Below are 20,669 nucleotides of genomic sequence, written 5' to 3'. Positions count from 1 at the left end.
ATCGGGCTTTCTGCAGGGAGTGCCGGCGATCGCAAGATTTTCGGCTTCCCCTGTTGTCGACTATTCTGATATATTTGAGTGATATAGCTGATAATGAACGGAATGTTGTCGATGGCACGCTGGTTCACCTGCACATTTGCCGCAGCACTGATGATCTCAACCGCCGCATTTGCTCAAATAGATATCGCCCGCGCGGAGCAGAATTATGCGGCGGTCGCCAACGGGTCGAAACAGCTTAGCGACCTGACATCGCTCGAGTTGCAGGAAATTGCCGCCGTCGCGCGCGCAAGACGGGAGCGCCAGTCCGAACCGAAACAAAGCGCCTATGAAAAATGCCTCAAGCGCGTCCGGGGCGAGAACAAGACGCCGACGCAGCTGGAACAGGTTGCCGCCGAGATGAAATGCAGCCAGCGCTAGGTACCCGAAATGCTGCCGGATCGTCCATGATTCCATTTGCAACCATTTGGGCAGGATGGGTTTTTCTTCTTCCTCCTTCCCCACTCCCGCTGACCGAAATTCCTTGCCCGTCCTCCGTCGGGCGACGTGATTTTCGGCGCGGCGGGGTGATCGGCTGGATGTCGGCCCGATTCAAATCGCTTGCCGGCGGCGTCATGCCTGCTCTCCGGCGCTGATGTCGCGCCGGCAAAGGCCCGCTCATTCGACGGGCCATTTGACTCGATTGGCCCGGAACCGAGCAGACCATGACGATCCTTCCCGAGATTTCCCGATTTTCCCGCAGCACAGCGGAAAAACTCCCGTGCGGATCCATCAAAACTCCCGCAGCTTTTCCCGCAGACTCCCGCAGAACCCTCAAAAAGCATTTTCCCCCAGAAACTCCCGCAGCATCTCCCGCAGCTGCGGGAGTTTCCATCGATCACAGCAGTGCACGAAATGCGCTGCGCGCGTTCCGCAGCCACCCCGCCGATTCAACCTCACCGGTCGAATCGCTAACGCCATCCCGAGACGGCACCCTGACCAATGCCGCCACGCTCTTTCACATGACCGACACCAACACTCACCGACGCTGAACGGCTTAGCGCTGACGGTCTGGCGATACGCGTAAAGGTGGGTCAGCCCCTAGGGGAGCAGCACCGTCGCTCCCCTGGTCTCGCCCGCTTCGAGCGCGCGATGCGCAGCGGCGACATCTTCCAGCGCGAAGGTCTGGCCGATTTCGGCGGTGATCGCGCCCCTGGCGAGCATCTCGAACACGCGGTCGAGACCCGCCTTTCGCTCCTCGGCGGTGGCATAATAATCGAACATGGTCGGCCGCGACACGAACAGCGAGCCATGACGCGCCAGGATGCCGAGATTGACCCCGTCGACCGCGCCGCCGGCATTGCCGAAGCTGACGATCAGGCCGCGCCGCGCTGTCGACGCGAGCGAGACCTCCCAGGTCGCCTTGCCGACCCCATCGAACACCACCGCCACGCCCTTGCCGCCGGTGAGCGCCCTCACCTCCTTTGCCACATCGACCTGTTTGTAGAGCAGGACATGATCGGCGCCCGCGGCGCGCGCCTGCGCCGCTTTCTCTTCGGTGCTGACGGTGCCGATGACCGTCGCGCCGACCGCCTTGAGCCAGCCGACCAGCAAATGACCGACCCCGCCGGCGGCGGCGTGGACCAGCACTGTCTGGCCGGATTCAACCCGGGCGCAGCGCTCGACCAGAAACTCGGTCGTCCCGCCCTTGAGCAGCAGCGCCGCCGCCGTCCGGTCGTCGACCGTGTCGGGCAGTTTCACCACCTGATCGGCGGGCAGATTGCGCTCGGTCGAATAGGCGCCACGAGCCGGGCCGAACGTGCCGACGCGGTCGCCGATCGCGAAGCCGGCCACGCCCTCGCCCAGCGCCTCGATCACGCCGACCGCTTCGCCACCGAGGCGCGCCGGCAGTTCGAGCGGATACAGGCCGCTGCGGTGATACGTGTCGATATAGTTGAGCCCGACCGCCGTGTTGCGCATCCGCACCTCGCCGGGACCGGGCGGCGACAAGTCGATATCGACCCATTCAATGACTTCGGGTCCGCCGGTACGAGTGATTTGTGCGATACGGGCCATCAGTCGATCTCCTGTCAGGGTGAAGCGAAAATAGGCGCTACGTTTCAGGTTGCAACGGATCGTCGCGCGCGCCATCTAGGCAATCGAAGCATACCGCAGGTTCAAAAATCGGAGAGCAAGATGAAAAGCTACCTGAAGCAATATATCGATGGCGCCTGGGTCGATAGCGAGGGTGGCAAGCGCCACGAGGTGATCGATCCCTCGACCGAGCAGCCGGTAAGCGAAATCACCCTCGGCAGCCAGGCCGATGTCGACAAGGCGGTCGGCGCGGCGAAAAAGGCTTTTAACAGCTATTCGCAGACCAGTGTTGCCGACCGCATTGCGCTGCTCGAGTGCGTGATCGAGGAATATAAGGCGCGGATGCCTGACCTGGCCGCGGCGACCAGCGAAGAGATGGGCGCGCCGATCGGCTTTGCGACCATGGCGCAGGCCCCTGCCGGACTCGGCTATTTCATCGGCACGTTGAAGGCGCTGCAGGAATTCAGCTTCTCCGAACAGGTCGGCAAGAACCGGGTGGTGCATGAGCCGCTCGGCGTCGTCGCGATGATCACGCCGTGGAACTGGCCGCTCAACCAGATCTGCGCGAAGGTCGCGCCCGCGCTCGCCGCCGGCAACACCATGATCCTGAAGCCGTCGGAAGAAGCCCCGGGCTGCGCAATGATCCTGGCCGAAATCCTCGACAAGGCGGGCGTGCCGGCCGGCGTGTTCAACCTGGTCAATGGCGATGGTCCGGGCGTTGGCGCGGCGCTGTCGACTCACAAGCATGTCGATATGGTCAGCTTCACCGGCTCGACGCGCGCGGGCATCGCGGTGGCGCAGGCGGCCGCCGCCACGGTCAAGCGCGTGCATCAGGAACTGGGCGGCAAGGCGCCGAACGTCGTGCTGCAGGGCGCGAACCTCGCCGACGTGCTGCCGCCGACGGTGCAGGGCGTGCTCGCCAATTCGGGGCAAAGCTGCATCGCGCCGACCCGCTTGCTGGTCCATAGCAGCCAGGCCGCCGAAGCGACGCAAGTGGTCAAGTCGATCATGGAAGCCGTCACGGTCGATGCGGCAAGCGTGATGGGCGCGCATATCGGCCCGGTGGTCAACAAGGCGCAATATGAGAAGATCCAGGGCCTGATCCAGTCGGCGATCGACGAAGGCGCGACCCTGGTCACCGGCGGCACCGGCCGTCCCGACGGGCGCAATGCCGGCTTCTTCATCAAGCCGACTTTGTTCGCCGACGTGACCCCGGACATGCGCATCTACCGCGAGGAAACCTTCGGTCCGGTCGCGACGATCACCACGTATGAAAGCGGTGACGAGGCAATCGAAATGGCCAATGACACCGATTATGGTTTGTCGGCGACGATTTCGGGCGACCCCGCGGAAGCGGCCAAAGTCGCCCCCAGGCTGCGCGCCGGTCTGGTCACGATCAACGCCTGGGCAGGCGGCGGCGGGACGCCGTTCGGCGGCTACAAACAGTCGGGCAATGGCCGCGAGGGCGGTAAATATGGCCTGGCCGACTTCATGGAGTTGAAGACCATCGTCGGCGAGCCAGCCTGACGCCTTCATGACGTTGATCATCGATGTCCTGATGCCCGTTGGCGAGCCGGCCTATCTCGCCGCAGCCAGCAGGGAACTCGAAACCTATCATGCCGCGTTCGGCGCACGCGGCATGACACTTCGCGCCCGGCCCTGGACCGACGGGCCGGGCGACGGCGATGCGACGCTCGCCTTGTTCGCCTGGGGCTATCATCTCGACGTCGCGAAATGGCGGGCGATGATATCGGGCTGGCCGGCCGCACGACCGCTGTTCAACCCGGCGGCGCTGCTCGACTGGAACACCTGCAAAACCTATCTGCTCGAACTCGAAGCGGCCGGCGTGCCGATCCTGCCGAGCATTTTTGGCCGCGCCGATGCCGACAGCGTGGCGGCGGCGTTCGACCGGTTCGACGTCGACGAACTGGTGGTGAAGCCGCAAATATCCGGCGGTAGTTTCCGCACCGAACGCGTTGCGCGGGGCTCGGTGATCAAGCCGCTCGACGATGCGATCATCCAGCCCTTCATCCCCGCCGTGTCGGGCGAAGGCGAATTGTCCTTCCTGCTGATCGGCGGCGTGCTCAGCCACGCCGTGCGCAAGGTCGCGATTGCCGGCGACTTTCGCGTGCAGCCGCAGTTCGGCGGCGTCTTCACCCGCTTCGACCCCGACGCCGCGCAATTGGCGCTGGTCGGGAAGGTGATGGCCGCCCTGCCCGGCCGGCCGCTTTACGCGCGGGTGGATCTGCTCAGGCTGCCCGACGGCACGCTGGCGCTGATGGAGCTGGAAGCGATCGAGCCCGATCTCTACCCGCACCTCGAACCCAACGTGCCCGCGCTTCTGGCGGATGCGTTGCTCGATGCGCTGGCCGACTCCCGCTAAGCCACAACAGGGCGTGGTTGGAAAAGCCGCTGTCGACGCGACAATGTCGATCACGCGGCGCCGGCGCGCCGCGCGGGTCAATAATCCTTCGACACGCGGATGTTCGCGCTCTGCCGGCCAAGCGTCGAGATGCTCGACAGCAGCGACAGCCAGCGCGTGACCTGGAACTCGACCTGAGTCGCCGAATAGCCCGCGCCATCGGTGATGATCTCCGCGAACAATTTGCGTGTGATGTACTTGCCCGCCGCGACCGATGTGCCCTGCCCGGTTTGCGGATCGGCGGGCAGGATGCGCAGCCGGTCGAGCCCGGCCGCACGGCGCACCGCATTGATCGGGTTAAGGCCGCCCTTGCCGTCCTGCAAGGCCGCGACCGCCGCCGCGAGCTGCAGCGCTTCGGGTGCGGACAGGTTGGTAATCGACGTGCCGAACAACAGGCGCGAGAGCAGCTCGTCTTCGGGCAGCGCGGGCACGCTGGCAAAGCTGATATCGGGCTTCAGCGCATTGCCAGTGACCCGGATCGTGGCGCGCAGGCCGGTCGAGTCCGCATTGGCGGCAATATCGAGCGACGGGTTGGCGGGCACGTCACCCGCGAACAGGATGATGCCGCGTTCCAGTTCGAACTCACGCCCGGCGAATTCATAGTCGCCGCGGATCAAGTCCGCGCGGCCCGTGATCGCAGGATTGTCGGGCACGCCGCCAATCTTCAGGTCAGTGGACCATTCGCTGGCCAGGCCAAGGCCGCTGACCGTCAACCGGTTGGGCGCGCGGGCGTGGATGTCGAGCCGCCAGGGTTTGGCCGGCACGACATCGCCATCGTCATCGCCGCCCGGCACATTGATCTCGCGGATGTTGAGACGCGGTACCGCGCTGGCGACGGTCGCCTGGCCGAGCCGGTAACGGCTCTTGTCGAGCACGACATCGCCCGAGATGACCCCGCCCGAGCCATCCGACTTGAAGCTGAGCGGGCCTGTGACGGTCGCGGCGATGTCATCGCGGTTGATCAGCTGCGCGCTCTCGGCGCGAATGGCGAGATCGATCCCGAAGCCGCGCGCGGCGGCAAGGTCGAACGTGCCGGTGCCCGAGACCCGGCCGCCCTTGCCGGCATCGGCATTGAAGCGGTCGATGACCAGTTTCGACCCGCCGAACCGGCCGGTCGCCTGCACATTGGTCAGCACGGTGCCGGTCACGCCGCTTTCAAGCTTCGCGCCATTCGCCTGAAGCACACCGCGGATGCTCGGGTCGTTGATCGTGCCGCCAAGATCGGCGCCGATCGCGACCGGACCGGTCAAGTCGAACAATTCGATATTGGCCAGCCGCCACAGCGTATCCGCCGGGCCGTTATAGCGTAGCTGCGCAAAGAGCGGCGCACGCGTGAGCCGGGTCGTCAGATCGCCCGAGCCGAGCGGGGCCAGCTGCGCCTGCGCCCGCCCGACGGTCTTGCCGCCACTCGACATGATCGCGCGCACCGCCGCCTTGTTGGGCTGAAGGACGGCGGCGATGCCGACATCGATCGGTTGCGACGACAAGACCAGACCGGAACGGGTCAGCCCCCGTACCGTCATATCCGCCCGACCCGTCGGCGACTGCTCTTCGGCTTGCGAGAAAGTGAGCTTGCCCGACGCACTGCCGCCCAACCCAAGGCCAGGGAAAGCGATGTCGAGGATCGCCAGCGGCATGCGCGTCATGCTCGCGTCGATCGCACTGGAGCGGCCGGTAAAGCGCCCCGCCACCTGAGCATCGCCCCCGGCGAAGCTCAATTTGGTCGGGGCGAGCCGCCAGCCCCCTCCTTCATTGGCGCCGTCGCGCGTGAAGACGGCTGGGGTGATCAGCTTCAGCGGACGGCGATCGAGGGTGCCCTGAGCAGAGACGCTATAGCTGTCCGGCGTCACCTGAGTCAGCGACTGAATGTCGAAGGCGCGGCCGCGCGACCCGGAAATCGATGCCTTGATCTGGCCGACTCCGCCGCGCAGCGTCGCGTTGCCGGCGATGCGGCCGATGGTCAGCGTGCCGCGCTTCAGACCATTGCCAGTCGCGGTCGCCTCGATCGAGGTGCCCGCCGGATCGAGCAGCGCGACAAGGTCAAGATGTCCGCGCCGCAGCGTGACCATGTCGGCAAGCTTGGCCGAACTGGCGTCGAGATGCGCTTCGATCCGTTGCACCGTGCCGACCGGACGAAACAGCAACTCGCCCGAAATGCCGCCGCCCGCAACTGCCAGCCGTCCGTTGAACCCGCCCTCGACCACGTCAAGCGCACCATTCAACCGCGTGCCGCTGACATCCAGCTGAGCGATCGACACCGTCGCATCGCCACCGCGCGGCAGCAGGATTGCGCCATTGCCGGTGAACGGTCCAAGCCGCGACCCGCCACGCGCGGTAAAGGCAAAGCCCTCCGCCGTCGGATCGAGATGAGCGATCACATCGGCCAGACCCATCGTCTCATTGGGTCGTTCGAACACCAGATCCAGCGTCGGCTTTTCGATCTTGCCGTCGAGCTTGATGGTGAACGGACCATAGGTCGTCTGGCGCCCGCTTCCCTCGAAGAAGAAAGTACCGTCGCGGCGGCGGAAACCATTACCGGTAATACGAATCTCGGGCGCGGTCAGCACCAGCCCTTTTAGATGGAGAATGCCGTCCGGGGTGCGCTCCAGCCCGGTGACGACGCGCGGCAAGCCGCCGGCCAGCGAGCGGAAAAAGGCATTGTCGAGCCGGATCATCTGCGCGGTGCCGCTGCCGATGATGCGCAAGCCCTTGCCGTTCGGGCCGGGCACCGCCTGCAGCTTCGAGGTCACGTCAACGATGCCGAGGCCGGGGATCAGATAACGGCCGAGCGCGCCGTTGATGCCAACCTCGTAATGCCCGGTCTTGAGATCGAGGATCAGGTTGATCCGCCCGGTCAGCTTGTCGGAACGCAGGCGCAGATTGTCGCCGGTGATGAATTTGCTGGTCACACGCAACACGCCATCGAGCGTCAGGTTATGCAGGATACCACCCGCCACATCTCCGACCCCGGTGACGCGCACGGCGCTGAACTTGACCGGCACGGATACCGGAGACTTCGACAGCCGCCCCTTGCCCGCCGCCCGCGCCACTTCGAAACCATTCTCGTCGAAGGCGAAGCGGTCGGCGGTGAGACGATAGTCGAACGCCGCGGTGGCGAAGGCACCGTCGAGGATCGCGCGCAACTGGATATTGCGGCCGCTCATATTGGGGAACAGGGCCGGCGGGCGCAGCAGCCGGGCGGCGAGGCGGACATTGCGATAGCTGTTCTCGGCCAGATCGATCACACCGGTCGCATCGACGACCAAAGCGGCCGAACGCAGACCAAGCGTCCCGTCCAGACGCCGGTTCCTGAGTGTCGCCGATCCGCTCACCACAATGCGTGGGCTGGTCAGGCGCATCAGCTTGCCCTTGACGAACGGCGCCGGGGTCAGCGTGCCGGTGAGCGAGTAGCTGCCCGTCTTGTTACCCAGCGCGAGATCGATCACGCGGACATCGCCGATATCACCCCGGGCCTTGCCCTGCCAGTTCTTCCAGGTGCCGTCGCCAGCCACGTCAAGCGCGATCGGGCGGGCAATGCCGATCAGTTTCGCCAGCACGCCGCTCGCGCTGCCTCTCGCACGGACAGTCACATCGAACTTGTCGCGATCGGGTTCCGCGTCGAGCTTCACGACCAGCGTGTCGCTGCCCGCAACGACCGCGGTCAGATCGACCAGTGCCCGGCCCGAGCGGACGTCCGCCTTGCCCGCCAGCCGTGCGGACCGTGCGACACCGGACACCGCTGGGGCGATGGTCAGCCGATCGACACGCAATTCGCCGATACGGATATCGAAACTCGGCAGGGTCGGCCCCTTGCGCCCGGTCTTGATCGTCTCCGGCACCTTGGCGAGCAGCGCCCTGGGAATGACGAGGCGGCTAATGTCGAGCCGGTTGGAAAGCCAGGCGAACGGCGACCATTCGAGCTCCGCTCGCGGAGCCCTGAATACCAGCCCCTTGTGATCGCGGATCCGCACATCGATCAGCACGGCTTTCGAAAAAAGCGAACCGTCGATCCGACCGACGCTGTAGCGCAGGCCGTTCGACGGCTTCTGCGCCGCGATCTGGTCGGCGACCCAGCGATGCCCGATGCTGGTATCGAGGATGAACAGCGCGGCCGCCAGCAAGGCGAGCAGGCCGAGCAGCGCGGTGATCAGCCAGCGCCACCAGCGCGTGCGTTTGACCGGCGCGGGGGCGGAAGCGGCCGCCGCTTCGGTCAAAATGCCTGTCCCAGCGAGACATAGACAGCGACCTTCGCATCGCCCTTTTGCGGGTTGAGCGGCGTGCCGACATCGATGCGGATCGGGCCGAAATTGGAATAATAGCGCACGCCAAGACCTGCACCGAAGCGGAACTCGGCAAATTTGGGCAAGGGCGAGGTGTAGATGTTGCCCCCGTCAAGGAACGGCACGACGCCGAAATTGCCGAACGCCTTGACCCGCGCCTCGAGTGAGAATTCGGTCAGGCTGCGCCCGCCGATCGGAGCGTTATTGGGATCGCGCGGCCCGATATCCTGATAGCCATAGCCGCGCACCGATGCGCCGCCGCCGGCATAGAAGCGCCGCGACGGCGCGATTGCATCGCGCGGCGCGCCGACGATCGTGCCCAGCCGGATACGCCCGGCCATGATCACCCCATCACTAATCGGCTGATAGGCGCTGGCGTCAACCTGCACCCGGGCATAGCCGAATACCCTTCCCTGCAGCGACAATTCCGGTGACAGGCGCCCGCCCAGACGGAAGCCGCGGGTTGGGTTGAGCAGATCGTCCGAACCATCATAGGTGAGGCTGGTCGGCAACGCGCCGATAAAGAAAGTACGACGGCGCGGCGCACCAGTCGACAGGATCACGTCGCGTTCGTCCGACGCCGCCAACTCGCTACCGATCGACCAGGTCCAGGTCTTCTGAAAGAAGATGTTGGTCTGTCGCTCGAGTGTCCCCGACACCGCGAAGGTCTTTGCCTGATAGGCGTCACGATTGAGGTTCGACGCCACCGCCTGGAAAGTCAGCACGCGGTCACGCGCGTTGTAGTTGTTGCGACGGAAGATCACACTGGCAAGCTGTTCCTTGGTGCCAAGCACGCCGCGCAGGGTCAACGCGCCCTCAGGTGGGAACAGGTTGCGGTGCGTCCAGCTGACTTCCGCACGCGCACCTTCGCCGGTACCATAGCCGAGTTCGGCGGCGATGGTGCGCGGCGGCGCGGGCTCGAGTCCGACCGCGATATCGACCGTGCCTGGATCCTTGCCCTCGACCGGCTTGATATCGACCGAGGAAACCAGACCGGTCTGGATCAGCGCACGGCGCAAATCGACCAACGCGCTCTGGTCGAACGGCTGGCCCGGCGTGAAGCGGGCAATGTCCTGAATGTGATCCGCGCCGAACACCTTGTTCGGTGGTGCGGTGACTTGCCCAAAACGCCGTGCGCCGCCGGGGTCGACCTTCATGTCGAGCGTCGCAGTGCGTGCGGCGCGATCAACGACGATTTCAGGTTCGCCTACGGTGGCGAAGGGAAAGCCCTGCTGACCGATGCGGGTGCGCAAATTGGTTTCGCCGGCTGCGACCGCATCCGAATTGACCGGATCTTCGGGCTTCACGCCGAATGCCGTGCGCAATCCGTCGCTCTTGTCCCCGGCAGCGGCCAGACCATTCAGCGTGACGCCACCGAACTTGTATTGCACTCCGGGTTCAGCTTCGATCGTGACCAGAGGATGGCCGCCCTTGGGTTCGATCCGACTGGTCACGCGCGCATCATAATAGCCCTCGGCACGCAACAGCTCGGTCAGCAACAGTGTGTCTTCACGCGCGCGCCGGTCGAGTTGCCCCGCATTGGCGGGATCACCGTCATGGGTCTTCAGGGTCGACAGCGCATCGAATCGCTGGCGCAACAGCGGCGTGGCGACGCCGTCAATGCCCTCGACGGCAAAGCTGTAGCGTGTCTCGCCGGTCAATTCAGGTGTTGCCGAAGGATCGACCGGTTCATCGGGGGCCGCCGACAGGTCAGGCCATTCGACGCCGATATTGGGCAGCGGCGCAAGCGGCGAGTTCGGATCGAGCGTTCCGGCGTCGGGCGCGGCGATCCCCGCGCTGTCCTGCGCATGGGCGCAGGGAGCGACGATAACAAAAAGACCCGCAGCGGCGCACAACAACGCGCCACACCGCCCGACCGACACTGACATGTCTCTGTCCTAGACGGACAATTCCGCGAGCGACAGGGGGCTTGAGCAGGAGATTAGTGAACTGTGCCCACGGCGCGGTCGATCGAAAGCAACAGGATGAGCCGTTCGATCTGGCGCCAACGGCAGAAATGCAGCTGATTGCCGACATCCCGGCTCTTGTCCGCCCGCGCCGCCGCTTCGAAACCCGCATCATCGCCAAAGCGCGCGATCAGGTCGGTGGCGTCCGCAACGTCATGGCTGGCAAGATACGGCATATACGACATGAATTTCCCCCGCGGTCGTGCGCGAGGCTTACAATCCGCGTGCCAGAACCGTGCGAGCCAGCAAATGCGCGGGCGACATTGGTAAACGAGTTGCAGCACGCTGCCCTGGGATGGGCCATGCATCCCGTCGCGGGACGCTGGCGTCCTGTCGCGGGACATGGCAGAGCGCGCCATGGCCAATACATCCCGCTCTCCCGCCGCCGGCGGCTTCCTGATCGCAATCGGCGCGATACTCGGCGCAATTATCGGGTTGTTTCTCGAACAGCCAACCGCAGGCTTCCTGATCGGCAGTGGCGGCGGCATCGTCATTGCCATCCTGATCTGGCTGCTCGACCGGGGGCGATAGTCCCGCGACCGAACCGCCTATTACAGGCTACGCGACAACCACACGACCCGCCCGATAATATCGACGTCACTCACGCCATGCTCCGGCATCACCGGGAAAGCGGGATTGTCGCTCGCAATCGTCATGCGATCCCCATTTCGCGACACGCGCTTGACCATCAACGCCTGGTCGAGCCGGATCACGTAAATGGCGCCCCGGGGACCCGTCCGCCGGTCCCCTTCATCGACCAGCATCTGGTCGCCGTCCTCGATCAGGGGATTCATCGAATCACCTTCGGCGCGAATCATCGCCAGCTTGCCGGTGCGAATGCCGAGCATGTCGAGAAGATTACGGTCGAACCGCGCATCGCCGATCGCCTTGTCATCCTCGACCAGCCCGCCCGGCCCGGCTGACGCAGCGACATCGAGCCGGCGCACCGAGATCATTGCCGGGTTCGGCGATGACGACGCCCCCCCCAGCACGGCCTCATCAACGTTGAAATACGCCGCCAGCAGCTTGCGGTCGCGCTCGGCCAGAACACGCGGCGTGCCGCGCTTCACATATTGCTGAAGATACGCATCGTTACGGCGGAGCATGCGCGACAGCGCGGCATAGCTCTCGCCGCTGTCCGCCACGAGAGCGTCGAGAGCCGCACGCGGATCGATCGCATCCATAGGGGATGCAATAGCATAGGATTTTTCCTAGACAAGTTGGAAATTCCAGAACAGAACATGAACATCAATGCGACTCAGTGAGGATGTTTGAGGATGTCGGTTCTGCGGAAGGTCGAAATTTATTTGCGTGCGAGCAACATGCCGGAGACCCGGTTCGGTCGCCTGGCGCTGAATGATCCTCGGCTGGTGCGCGACTTGCGCAATGGACGCGAACCGGGGGTACGCACCGCTGCACGGATCGAGGCGTTTATCCGCAATGGGGCATCACGATGAGCCGCGATACCGATGCCAGCACATTGCTGACGCGCGCGATCGAGCGTGAATCCCAGGAAGCAGGCTGCCCGGCGGCGATCTCCACAGCGACCTGGACGCCATGGGCCAGCGCGACCTTTTCCGGAGCGCGGCACCTGGTAAGCCTGACGGCATCCGCATCGTCCGCGCTTGACGAATGGCTTGCCGCCCTGCCCGAGGCCGATATCGACGTGCGAGGTCATTTGCTCGCCAGCATGGCGGTCAATTCGCTGCGGCGATCGGAAAATACCGTGACGATCGAGCTCGAAGCGCTGACGATCGAGGAATGACAGTCAGCCGCGCATCGCCATCCGGCGAAGTGAGACAAGCGCGTCCTGCAGCGATTCCTCACGATGCGGTGGCGGTGGCGGTGCGGGAGGCGCGACGGCTTCGCGCCTTGTGACGCCTTTTTCCAGCCGGTCGAGCAACGCGTGGATACTCGCCGACGAATCATAGTCAGAGGCGCGGCGCGGGCTTTGTGCCGCCGGCTCGGGAGTCAGTACCGGCGTCGGCATAACGGGTTCCGGAACCGGGCGCGTCAATGGCGTCAGTTCGAATGTTTCGAAACGCTCGCTGGCATCGAATACCGGCGGACGCGGCCGCGAGACGAACTGCGCCGGTGCCGGGAACCAGTCGATCGGCTCATCGGGGATTGCCTCGGGATCATAGGCCGCCAGTGGCATGTCGAGATCGACAGGAATATCCTGTTCGACAGGAGGCTGCTCCAGAACCGGAGGCTGCTCAAGGATTTGGGCGCGCTCGGGCGCTGGAGGCGTCAGGACCGGGGGAAGCTTTTGGAGCGGCGCGAAATTCAGCGACATAGGAGCCGGTTCGAACACCGCCTCTTCAATCTCGGGCTCGAACGCTTCCGGTTCAGCCATGTCAGCCTCACCGGCGTCAGCCTCATCGGCCACGGCATGTACAGGACGCGCGCGCACTTCGAGGAAAGGCGTGCCGAGATCCTGATTGGCATAGACCGGGCGGCGCGCGGGCGCATCGGGATGCGCATCCGCACGACGGAGCACCGGCGCGTCGGGACTGGCTGCTTTACCGGAATAGGAAATGGTCCGTGCCCCAACCGTCAGGAACAGGGCGAACCAGGAAACCAGGCCGATCCCGCCCCCGACGATGAGGATCAGCGCGGCACGGGCGGTGACGCCGAGCGGTGGCGCGGCGGCCGGCACCAGCGCGGCGATGCCGCTGTCCAGGACAAGCCCTTCGAGGGTGAGAGTCGGGAGCAACGCGAAGACCAGCGCGGCAAGCGTCGCCAATGCACCGGCGACAACCGGCGCGAGCGGCAGATTCAAGCGTTTACGGCGGGAGTTCGCGACCATGAGTCGAGTGATGCACCAGCGTCGGTAAGTTTTTGGTAAACGGGACCGTAACGAGCAACATTCATTTCCCAGTTACGCTCCGCTTCGACGAAAGCGCGGCCCTTGTCGCGCCGTTCTTCCCAGAGATTGCGGTCGGCCAGCAAGCCGGCCAGCGCTTGCGCCATCGCGGCGGGATCGTCGGGCGGGAACAGCGTGCCGGTCTCCCCATCGCGAATCAGTTCGCGATGGCCTCCGACATCGGATGCCGCGACCAGGCGGCGCTGCGCCATCGCCTCAAGCGGTTTCAGCGGCGTGACCAGGTCGGTCAGGCGCATGCGCTTGCGCGGATAAGCCAATATGTCGATCATGCTGTAATAGCGGTCGACCTCGGTATGCGGCACGCGACCGATAAACGTGATCTGCTTCGCGACCGGCGATGCCGCAGCCTGAGCACGCAACGCCTCCTCCATCGGACCGCCGCCGACCAGCAAGAGATGCACGTTGGGGCGCGACGCGACCAGCATCGGCATTGCCGCGATCAGGTCGTCGAGCCCTTCATAATCGTAAAAGCTCCCGATAAAGCCGATCACCTCGGCACCATTGAGGCCAAGCGACAGCGCGAGCGGCGCGTCATAGTTGAGCGGCGCGCCGAACACGGTCAGATCGACACCATTGGGCGACACCATGATTTTCGCCGGATCGACGCCACGCGCTACGAGATCCTGACGCAATCCGTCACAGATCACCGCGACGGCATCGGCCTTGCCCACGGCCCAGGTTTCGAGCGCGCGCGTCGCGCGATAGCGCAGCGAGCCCTGACGACCGGTACCGTTGCCGACTGCCGCGTCTTCCCAGAAGGCGCGGATTTCATAGACCAAGGGCACGTTCCGCCTGCGCGCGGCGCGTAGCGCGGCGAGCGCATCCAGCACCGGCGAATGGGCATGAACGATATCGGGCTGAAATTCATCGATCGCCGCCGCGATTCGCCTGGCGAAGGTCTGGATCTCGCGCAGTTCGCCAAAGGGGCTCGGCCAGCCCTTGACCGCCGGCGTGCGGTAGAAATCGATCCCGTCGACTCGTTCGAAGTCGGCTTCGCTCGCGCCGTGCCGCGGGCCGGTGATGGCAGCGACATGCCATCCACGGCGCATCTGCGCTTTCAGGATGGCCCGAGTGCGGAAGGTATAGCCGCTCTGCAGCGGCAGGCCGTGGTCAAGGGCGTGGAGGATGCGCATGGCCAGTATCCCTGCCACATCAGTGTTTAACGGGGCGTCAACCCGGGGCCGGTACAGCGCTATTCAACGTCCGTTCGCTCTGCACTTGTCGAGGCACGAACGGAAGGAAGGGACGGATAAGGCGGCATGATCGACAATCTCGCGCTCGCGATCAGCCATGGCCTGATGCTGCTTGCCGCGTGGCTGTTGCTACGCCGTCCCGATCTCGACCGCGAAACAGCACCAGGCGATACTGCGGAAGCACCGAAGCAAGACAGGAAATCGGCCATCGGGGGAAAGCCCGGTGCGTGATCTCGTCTTCGTTGCCTTTCTCGGTTCCTTCTTCGCGCTCGGCTTTCGCAAGCCGTTCCTGTTCGTGCTGGTCTATGTCTATATCGATATCGTCAGCCCGCAGCGGCTGACCTATATCATGCTCAATTCGGTGCCGATCTCGCTGATTGCCGCAGGATTGGCGGTGGCGGCCTGGGCTGTGGTCGATGACAAGCGCGATACGCGCATCGCGCCACGTCAGTTCCTGATCGTCCTGCTGCTGCTCTATTGTTCTCAGACGACGCGCGCCGCCGACTTCCCGATCGAGGCGCTCGATAAATGGGACTGGGTATGGAAGGCGCTTGCCTTCGCCGCATTCCTGCCGCTGACGCTGCGTACCAAGCTGCGCATCGAATCGCTGCTGCTGATCATGATCCTGTCCGCATCGTCGATCATCATCGTCGGCGGGATCAAGACGATCGCGTCGGGCGGCGGCGGCTATGGCGAACTCAACCTGATGGTGACCAACAATTCGGGTCTTTATGAGGGCAGCACGATTTCCGCGGTGGCGATCGCCATCATCCCGGTGATCCTGTGGTTCACGCGGCATGGCACGATCTTCAAACCCGGCTGGATGGTGAAGGGTTTCTGTTACGCGCTGATTTTCGCCTGTCTACTGATCCCGGTCGGCACCTCGACCCGTACCGGCCTGTTGTGCATCGGGCTGCTCGCGGTGCTGATGATCCGCGATACGAAACGCAAGGGCCTGTATGTCGGCGCGCTGGCGCTGATGGCGGTCGCTGCCGTCCCGTTCCTGCCGAGCACCTTCACGGACCGAATGAGCACCATCAAGACCTACAAGGCGGATGAGTCCGCTTCGACCCGGCTCGCAGTGTGGAAATGGACCATGGACTACGCCAAGGACCATCCGTTCGGCGGCGGTTTCGAAATGTATCGCCAGAACCAGATCCGCTATGACACCGAGAAGGTCGAAAAGGTCGCCGGCCAGCAGACGGTGGAGCGCAAGCTGACGGTCGATCAGGCGCGCGCATTCCACAGCGCCTATTTCGAGATGCTCGGCGAGCAAGGCTATCCCGGGCTGCTGCTGTGGCTGATCATCAACCTGACCGGCATCATGCGGATGGAGGTGTTGCGCCGGCGCTACCGCAAGCCGCTGCCCGGCGAAGAATGGATCGCGCCCCTGGCCAGCGCGCTGCAAAGCGGGCATATCGTCTATCTGCTCGGCGCGGCCTTTATCGCCATCGCTTTCCAGCCCTTCGTCTACATGCTGATCGGGGCGCAGATCGGGCTCGACACCTATCTCGCGCGCAAGCGGCGCGAGGCGTCCTGGCGCCCGATCCGGAAATCCCGCCCACCCGCACTCGAGCCGATCCTGTCGTGAACGCCAGGCCCGAACTTCGCGCGCTGACCAGCGTGCGCGGCATCGCCGCGTGGTTCGTGGTGCTCTACCATATCCGTCTGTCGATCGCGGGGCTGCCACAGGATTGGGTGGCATTCTTCGCCAAGGGCTATCTCGCGGTCGACTTCTTCTTCCTGCTGTCGGGTTTCGTGATCTGGTTGAGCTGGAGCGAGAAACTGCGCGACCGAGGTTTCGCCGCCGTGCCCGGTTTCCTGCACAAGCGCATCGCGCGAATCTGGCCGCTGCATCTGTTCATGCTCGGGTGCGCCGTGGGGCTGGCCTTGCTGTTCGCTGCAACCGGGCGGCAGGACGAGGCCAATTACCCATTCCGCGAACTGCCGCTGCATATCATGCTGCTGCAGAATTGGGGCTTTACCGGTCAGCTCAACTGGAACGACCCGAGCTGGTCGATCAGTGCGGAACTGGGCGCCTATCTACTCTTCCCGTTCCTCACGCTGGCGATTGACTGGCGGCGCGTACCGAGCTGGGCGGTATTGGCGACGATCGGGTCGCTGGTCGTGCTGCTCCATGCGGTGATGGCGCGCGGTGGGGCGCCGACGCTCGGGACCGATATCAGCCGCTTCGGGCTGGTCCGTTGCGTGATCGAGTTCGTCGCCGGCACTGCGGTCTGCGCGCTTTGGGTGCGCTGGAAGGCGCGGCCCGTGATGCCCGCGGTCGGTGCGGCGTTGCTGGCCCTGTTCCTTGCGGCATTGTGGCGGAGCGGCACCCCCGAGACGCTTGCGGTACCCGCATTATTCGCCGCTTTGCTTCTGGCGCTCGCGCTGACCTCAGGCATGAAGCGCAACCCGCTCGACAACGGCGCGCTACATTATCTCGGTGAGATCAGCTACGCGACTTATCTCGGTCATTTCCTGCTGTTCGTTGTGTTCAAGCTCGCGCTGGTGAACGATCCGCACTCGGTGCCCCCGGTGTTGATCGGCCTATTCCTGCTGCTGGTGCTGGCGAGCTCGGTGGCGCTGTATCATCTGGTCGAACGGCCCGCTCAACGATGGGTGAACGGATTGAAACTCCCGGCCCGATCCTATGCCAAGGTCAATAGCGAAAAGGCCGGGCACTCGCTTCCCTGAGCCTGGGCGGGAACCTACGCGCCGCCCCGCGCATTCCCTTCGCCATGTCCAGGATCACCTATTGCGATGACAGCGAGCCCGGCCTCACGCGCAAGAAAATGCGTCATGGCTGGGCATATTTCGATACCGGTGGCGATCGCATCACCGATCGCGACGAGATCGAGCGGCTCAACGCGGTTGGCCTGCCGCCCGCGTATCGCGATGCCTGGTATTGCCCCACACCCAATGGCCATATCCAGGCGGTCGGCTGGGACGAAAAAGGCCGCAAGCAATATCGCTATCATCCCGAATTCCGCGAAGCGCAGGAATCCGCCAAATATGAGCTGTGCGCGCCGTTCGGCCGCGCCCTGCCCAAGCTGCGTGCCCGGGTCGAAGCCGATCTGAAACGCCGCGGCATCGGCAAGGACACCGCCATCGCGGCGATCGTGCGGCTGCTCGATCTCGGCCATGTCCGCATCGGCAACGAAGGCTATGTGAAGGCGAACAAGAGTTTTGGCGCAACCACGCTGCGCAAACGCCATGCTAGGCTGCGCGGCCAGACGCTCAAGCTGCAGTACAAGGCGAAATCGGGCAAGTTGCGGGTGCTGACGATCACCGACGGATCGCTCAGCCGCTTCGTCAGGAAATGCCAGGATCTGCCCGGCCAGCATCTGTTCCGTTGGCTCGACACCGAAGGCGAAGCGCATCCGGTGACCTCCTCCGACGTCAACGACTATATCCGCGATGCAATGGGCGACGACTATACCGCCAAGCATTTCCGTACCTGGAGCGCGAGCGTGTTGGCGTTCGAGGCGCTGGCTTGTGCCGATCATGACATCAGCCTGAAGACAATGCTCGAACCCGTGGTCGAGGCATTGGGCAACACGCCCGCCATCGCGCGCAAATCCTATGTCCACCCTGCCTTGATCGCCTTGGTCAAGGACGGGCAAACGGTGTTTCGTGACGGCTGCACCCTGCCCCGCCGTTCGCACCATCTGTCGCGCGCCGAACGCGGCCTGATCGATTTCCTCGAATCCGGAAGCCTTGGCCCCAGCGCCAAGGCCGCCTAGGTTTCCCAGCATGACGACGAACAACAGCACCGTGGCGCCGCTGAGCAAGATCGATCCGGCAAATCTCGATCAGCAGGCGCAGAATTTTATCAATGCGAGCGTGGGGTGGGTGCAGATCCACTGGCTGCAGATCATCATCGCCATCGCCGTCGCGACGGCGATCGTGCTGGCGCTGCATTTCGCGCGCAATCTCGGCAAGAAATTGTGCGAGCGCAGCCAGGGCACGGCAGGATGGGGCAAGGTATTCGGCCGCGCGATCGTCAAGACCGGCAATTTCTTCATCGTCATGGTCGCCGCGAAACTGGTCGCCGGCTACGCCAATGCGCCGGCCGAGATCACGACCACGATCAACTTCCTCTTCACTTTGGCATCGGTATTCCAGGCGGCGATCTGGGCGCGCGAAATCATCCTCGGCACGATCGAGCATCGCACGCAATCGGAGAATTATTCGGGCGAGGCGCTGGGCAGCGCGATGGGCATCATCCGCTTGCTGGTGACGTTCGCGCTGTTCGCGATCGCGCTGATCGTGGTGCTCGACAATCTCGGGGTCAATGTCACCGGCCTGGTTGCCGGCCTCGGTGTCGGCGGCATCGCCATCGGCCTCGCCGCGCAGGGCATTTTCGCCGATCTGTTCGCGGCGCTGGCAATCATCTTCGACCGCCCATTCCGGCGCGGCGATGCGATCTCCTATGATCAGTCATCGGGTACGGTCGAGGCGATCGGGCTGAAATCGACGCGAATTCGCGCGGCGACCGGCGAAGAGCGGATCATTGCCAACAAGAATTTGCTCGACAAGGAAATCCTCAACAACTCGCAGCGCGACTATCGGCGGGTCAAATTCACCCTCAACCTGGTGCAATGGACGCCGATCGACGTGATGGATCGCTTGCCCGACATGCTGAAGGAAGTGGTCGAGAGCTGCGGCTATAAATTCGTCCGCGCCGGTTTCCTGAACTTCAATGCCAGCAGCTATGATTTCGATCTGGAATTCGATTCCGAAACCGCCGCCTATGAGGATTTCTTCAACGCGCGCAATGCGGTGGGACTGGCGATCATCCGCCGCTTCAACAACGAGAATATCGAATTCGCCTACCCGACACAGACCGCATTCACCGCCGCACCACAGGGCGGGATGATCTACCCCTATCCCGGTGAGGAAGAACCCGCCGAGCCGAGAGTGAAGGCAACACCGGCCCAGCCGAAGGGCCCACCCGAGCCGTCGCCGGATCGGTCGGCCGTGGATCAGGACGGACATTCCTGACGAACGGGCATGGCAGCCGCGAGAGATGGTGCGCGCAATATGAAGCGTTCCGGGACCGGCGCCGTATGGTTCCGGAACACCGAATATCTGACTGTGCGCGACGGCCAGATTCACAGTGTCGATGTGTATTTCGGCGCGAGCTAGGACTGTGGGAGTTGGTTGCCAAGAAACCCGATTCGGATGCCGGCGACAAAAATTAGAATGTCCGGTTCGCTGTCGAACCAATAAAAGATCGCACATTTGCGTGACTTCGACGCTACGGCAGAAGCGGTATTCACGTTTCTGGCACGTTTCCGGTCACCAGCCACTTGCCGAGCGCACCACTCGACGCCTATCTGACCCGCATCTGCGAACGGGCGCGAAGGGAAATGCGATGACGACGATCAGCGTGCAGGAAATGGCGGGCCGGATCGGCACTGAATCCGTTTCCGACTGGGTCGAGGTGAGCCAGGAGATGATCGACAAGTTCGCCGATGCGACCGGCGATCACCAGTTCATCCATGTGAACCCCGAAATGGCCAAGATGACGCCGTTCGGCGGGACCATTGCGCACGGGTTCCTGACCCTGTCGCTGATGCCACTGCTGTCTTCGAAGATCATCGACCCGGTGTCGATCGAGGGCGTGAAGATGGGCGTCAATTATGGTGGCAACAAAGTCCGCTTCCTCACGCCGGTCCGCTCCGGCAAGCGCGTGCGCGGCCGTTTCAAGCTGGTCGAATTCGCCGAGAAGCGTCCCGGCCAGTGGCAGCAGACCAATGAATTCTCCGTCGAGATCGAAGGCGAGGACAAGCCAGCGATGATCGCGGAATGGATCAGCCAGATTTTCGTTTGACCTGAATCCCC

The 20,669-nt window shown here is 63.9% G+C and carries 20 protein-coding genes; 13 read left to right on the top strand and 7 right to left on the bottom strand.

Annotation, left to right across the window (positions count from 1 at the left end; translation table 11 throughout):
• The first annotated feature begins 93 nt into the window (after positions 1-93).
• Positions 94-417, top strand: a complete 324-nt coding sequence (locus OO12_RS24925) for a hypothetical protein (RefSeq protein WP_034161396.1) — start codon at positions 94-96, stop codon at positions 415-417.
• Positions 418-701: 284 nt separating this feature from the next.
• Positions 702-1,028, top strand: a complete 327-nt coding sequence (locus OO12_RS28360; RefSeq protein WP_152616649.1) for a hypothetical protein — start codon at positions 702-704, stop codon at positions 1,026-1,028.
• Between the two features lie 49 nt (positions 1,029-1,077).
• Here OO12_RS28360 and OO12_RS24920 read toward each other — a convergent pair whose 3' ends face one another.
• Positions 1,078-2,052: a quinone oxidoreductase family protein gene (locus tag OO12_RS24920; RefSeq protein ID WP_034161421.1), complete on the bottom strand. Its 975-nt coding sequence runs from the start codon at positions 2,050-2,052 to the stop codon at positions 1,078-1,080.
• A gap of 120 nt (positions 2,053-2,172) precedes the next feature.
• On the opposite strand from OO12_RS24920, the gene OO12_RS24915 reads away from it, so the two are divergent.
• The gene (locus OO12_RS24915) at positions 2,173-3,597 is read left to right on the top strand and encodes an aldehyde dehydrogenase family protein (protein ID WP_034161395.1); all 1,425 of its coding nucleotides are present in this window, start codon (positions 2,173-2,175) and stop codon (positions 3,595-3,597) included.
• A gap of 7 nt (positions 3,598-3,604) precedes the next feature.
• Positions 3,605-4,453, top strand: a complete 849-nt coding sequence (locus OO12_RS24910; RefSeq protein WP_052216252.1) for an ATP-grasp domain-containing protein — start codon at positions 3,605-3,607, stop codon at positions 4,451-4,453.
• A 77-nt stretch (positions 4,454-4,530) separates the two neighbouring features.
• Here OO12_RS24910 and OO12_RS24905 read toward each other — a convergent pair whose 3' ends face one another.
• Genes OO12_RS24905 through OO12_RS24895 form a run of 3 tightly spaced genes read right to left on the bottom strand, consistent with a single transcriptional unit; the run spans position 4,531 to position 10,924 of the window.
• Positions 4,531-8,706, bottom strand: coding sequence for a translocation/assembly module TamB domain-containing protein (locus OO12_RS24905; RefSeq protein WP_052216251.1), 4,176 nt, complete (start codon positions 8,704-8,706; stop codon positions 4,531-4,533).
• Complete coding sequence (locus OO12_RS24900) at positions 8,703-10,661, bottom strand: autotransporter assembly complex protein TamA (protein ID WP_034161394.1); 1,959 nt, start codon at positions 10,659-10,661, stop codon at positions 8,703-8,705. The genes OO12_RS24905 and OO12_RS24900 overlap by 4 nt, the downstream gene beginning before the upstream one ends.
• 53 nt (positions 10,662-10,714) lie before the next feature.
• Positions 10,715-10,924, bottom strand: a complete 210-nt coding sequence (locus tag OO12_RS24895; RefSeq protein WP_034161393.1) for a hypothetical protein — start codon at positions 10,922-10,924, stop codon at positions 10,715-10,717.
• A gap of 172 nt (positions 10,925-11,096) precedes the next feature.
• Between OO12_RS24895 and OO12_RS24890 the strand changes: the two genes are divergently transcribed.
• Positions 11,097-11,270 carry a hypothetical protein gene (locus tag OO12_RS24890; RefSeq protein ID WP_235365010.1) on the top strand — a complete coding sequence of 58 codons (174 nt, stop codon included), beginning with the start codon at positions 11,097-11,099 and terminating at the stop codon, positions 11,268-11,270.
• 20 nt (positions 11,271-11,290) lie between these two features.
• On the opposite strand, the gene OO12_RS24885 is transcribed toward OO12_RS24890, so the two are convergent.
• Complete coding sequence (locus OO12_RS24885) at positions 11,291-11,923, bottom strand: S24 family peptidase (protein WP_034161391.1); 633 nt, start codon at positions 11,921-11,923, stop codon at positions 11,291-11,293.
• 93 nt (positions 11,924-12,016) lie between these two features.
• Between OO12_RS24885 and OO12_RS24880 the strand changes: the two genes are divergently transcribed.
• Positions 12,017-12,196, top strand: coding sequence for a hypothetical protein (locus OO12_RS24880; RefSeq protein ID WP_034161390.1), 180 nt, complete (start codon positions 12,017-12,019; stop codon positions 12,194-12,196).
• A complete protein-coding gene (locus OO12_RS24875; protein ID WP_034161389.1) occupies positions 12,193-12,504 on the top strand; it encodes a hypothetical protein in 312 nt (103 codons plus the stop codon). Before OO12_RS24880 ends, OO12_RS24875 begins: the two co-directional genes overlap by 4 nt.
• A gap of 3 nt (positions 12,505-12,507) precedes the next feature.
• Here the strand turns inward: OO12_RS24875 and OO12_RS24870 are convergent, their stop codons facing one another.
• Both OO12_RS24870 and OO12_RS24865 read right to left on the bottom strand, forming a co-directional pair.
• Positions 12,508-13,521, bottom strand: coding sequence for a hypothetical protein (locus OO12_RS24870; protein WP_052216250.1), 1,014 nt, complete (start codon positions 13,519-13,521; stop codon positions 12,508-12,510).
• Positions 13,518-14,759: a TIGR04063 family PEP-CTERM/XrtA system glycosyltransferase gene (locus OO12_RS24865; RefSeq protein ID WP_034161388.1), complete on the bottom strand. Its 1,242-nt coding sequence runs from the start codon at positions 14,757-14,759 to the stop codon at positions 13,518-13,520. The genes OO12_RS24870 and OO12_RS24865 overlap by 4 nt, the downstream gene beginning before the upstream one ends.
• 126 nt (positions 14,760-14,885) lie before the next feature.
• Here OO12_RS24865 and OO12_RS28965 point away from each other — a divergent pair, with 126 nt between their 5' ends.
• From OO12_RS28965 to OO12_RS24840, 6 genes are all read left to right on the top strand, one after another.
• Entirely contained in the window at positions 14,886-15,050 is a 165-nt protein-coding gene (locus OO12_RS28965; RefSeq protein WP_200887556.1) for a hypothetical protein, read from the top strand.
• Positions 15,043-16,410 (top strand): putative O-glycosylation ligase, exosortase A system-associated, encoded by a 1,368-nt coding sequence (locus tag OO12_RS24860; RefSeq protein ID WP_034161387.1) that lies wholly within the window; start codon positions 15,043-15,045, stop codon positions 16,408-16,410. The genes OO12_RS28965 and OO12_RS24860 overlap by 8 nt, the downstream gene beginning before the upstream one ends.
• Positions 16,407-17,516: an acyltransferase family protein gene (locus tag OO12_RS24855; RefSeq protein WP_034161386.1), complete on the top strand. Its 1,110-nt coding sequence runs from the start codon at positions 16,407-16,409 to the stop codon at positions 17,514-17,516. The genes OO12_RS24860 and OO12_RS24855 overlap by 4 nt, the downstream gene beginning before the upstream one ends.
• Before the next feature lie 44 nt (positions 17,517-17,560).
• Complete coding sequence (locus OO12_RS24850; RefSeq protein WP_034161385.1) at positions 17,561-18,565, top strand: DNA topoisomerase IB; 1,005 nt, start codon at positions 17,561-17,563, stop codon at positions 18,563-18,565.
• A 10-nt stretch (positions 18,566-18,575) separates the two neighbouring features.
• Positions 18,576-19,826 carry a mechanosensitive ion channel family protein gene (locus OO12_RS24845; protein ID WP_034161384.1) on the top strand — a complete coding sequence of 417 codons (1,251 nt, stop codon included), beginning with the start codon at positions 18,576-18,578 and terminating at the stop codon, positions 19,824-19,826.
• Positions 19,827-20,199: 373 nt separating this feature from the next.
• Entirely contained in the window at positions 20,200-20,658 is a 459-nt protein-coding gene (locus OO12_RS24840; protein WP_034161383.1) for a MaoC family dehydratase, read from the top strand.
• Positions 20,659-20,669 lie beyond the last annotated feature (11 nt).

Origin of the sequence: Sphingomonas sp. ERG5 (assembly GCF_000803065.1) — a bacterium.
Classification (GTDB): domain Bacteria; phylum Pseudomonadota; class Alphaproteobacteria; order Sphingomonadales; family Sphingomonadaceae; genus Sphingomonas.
The sequence above is the reverse complement of the archived record's forward strand: the minus strand, read 5'-3'. Positions and strand labels throughout refer to the sequence as shown.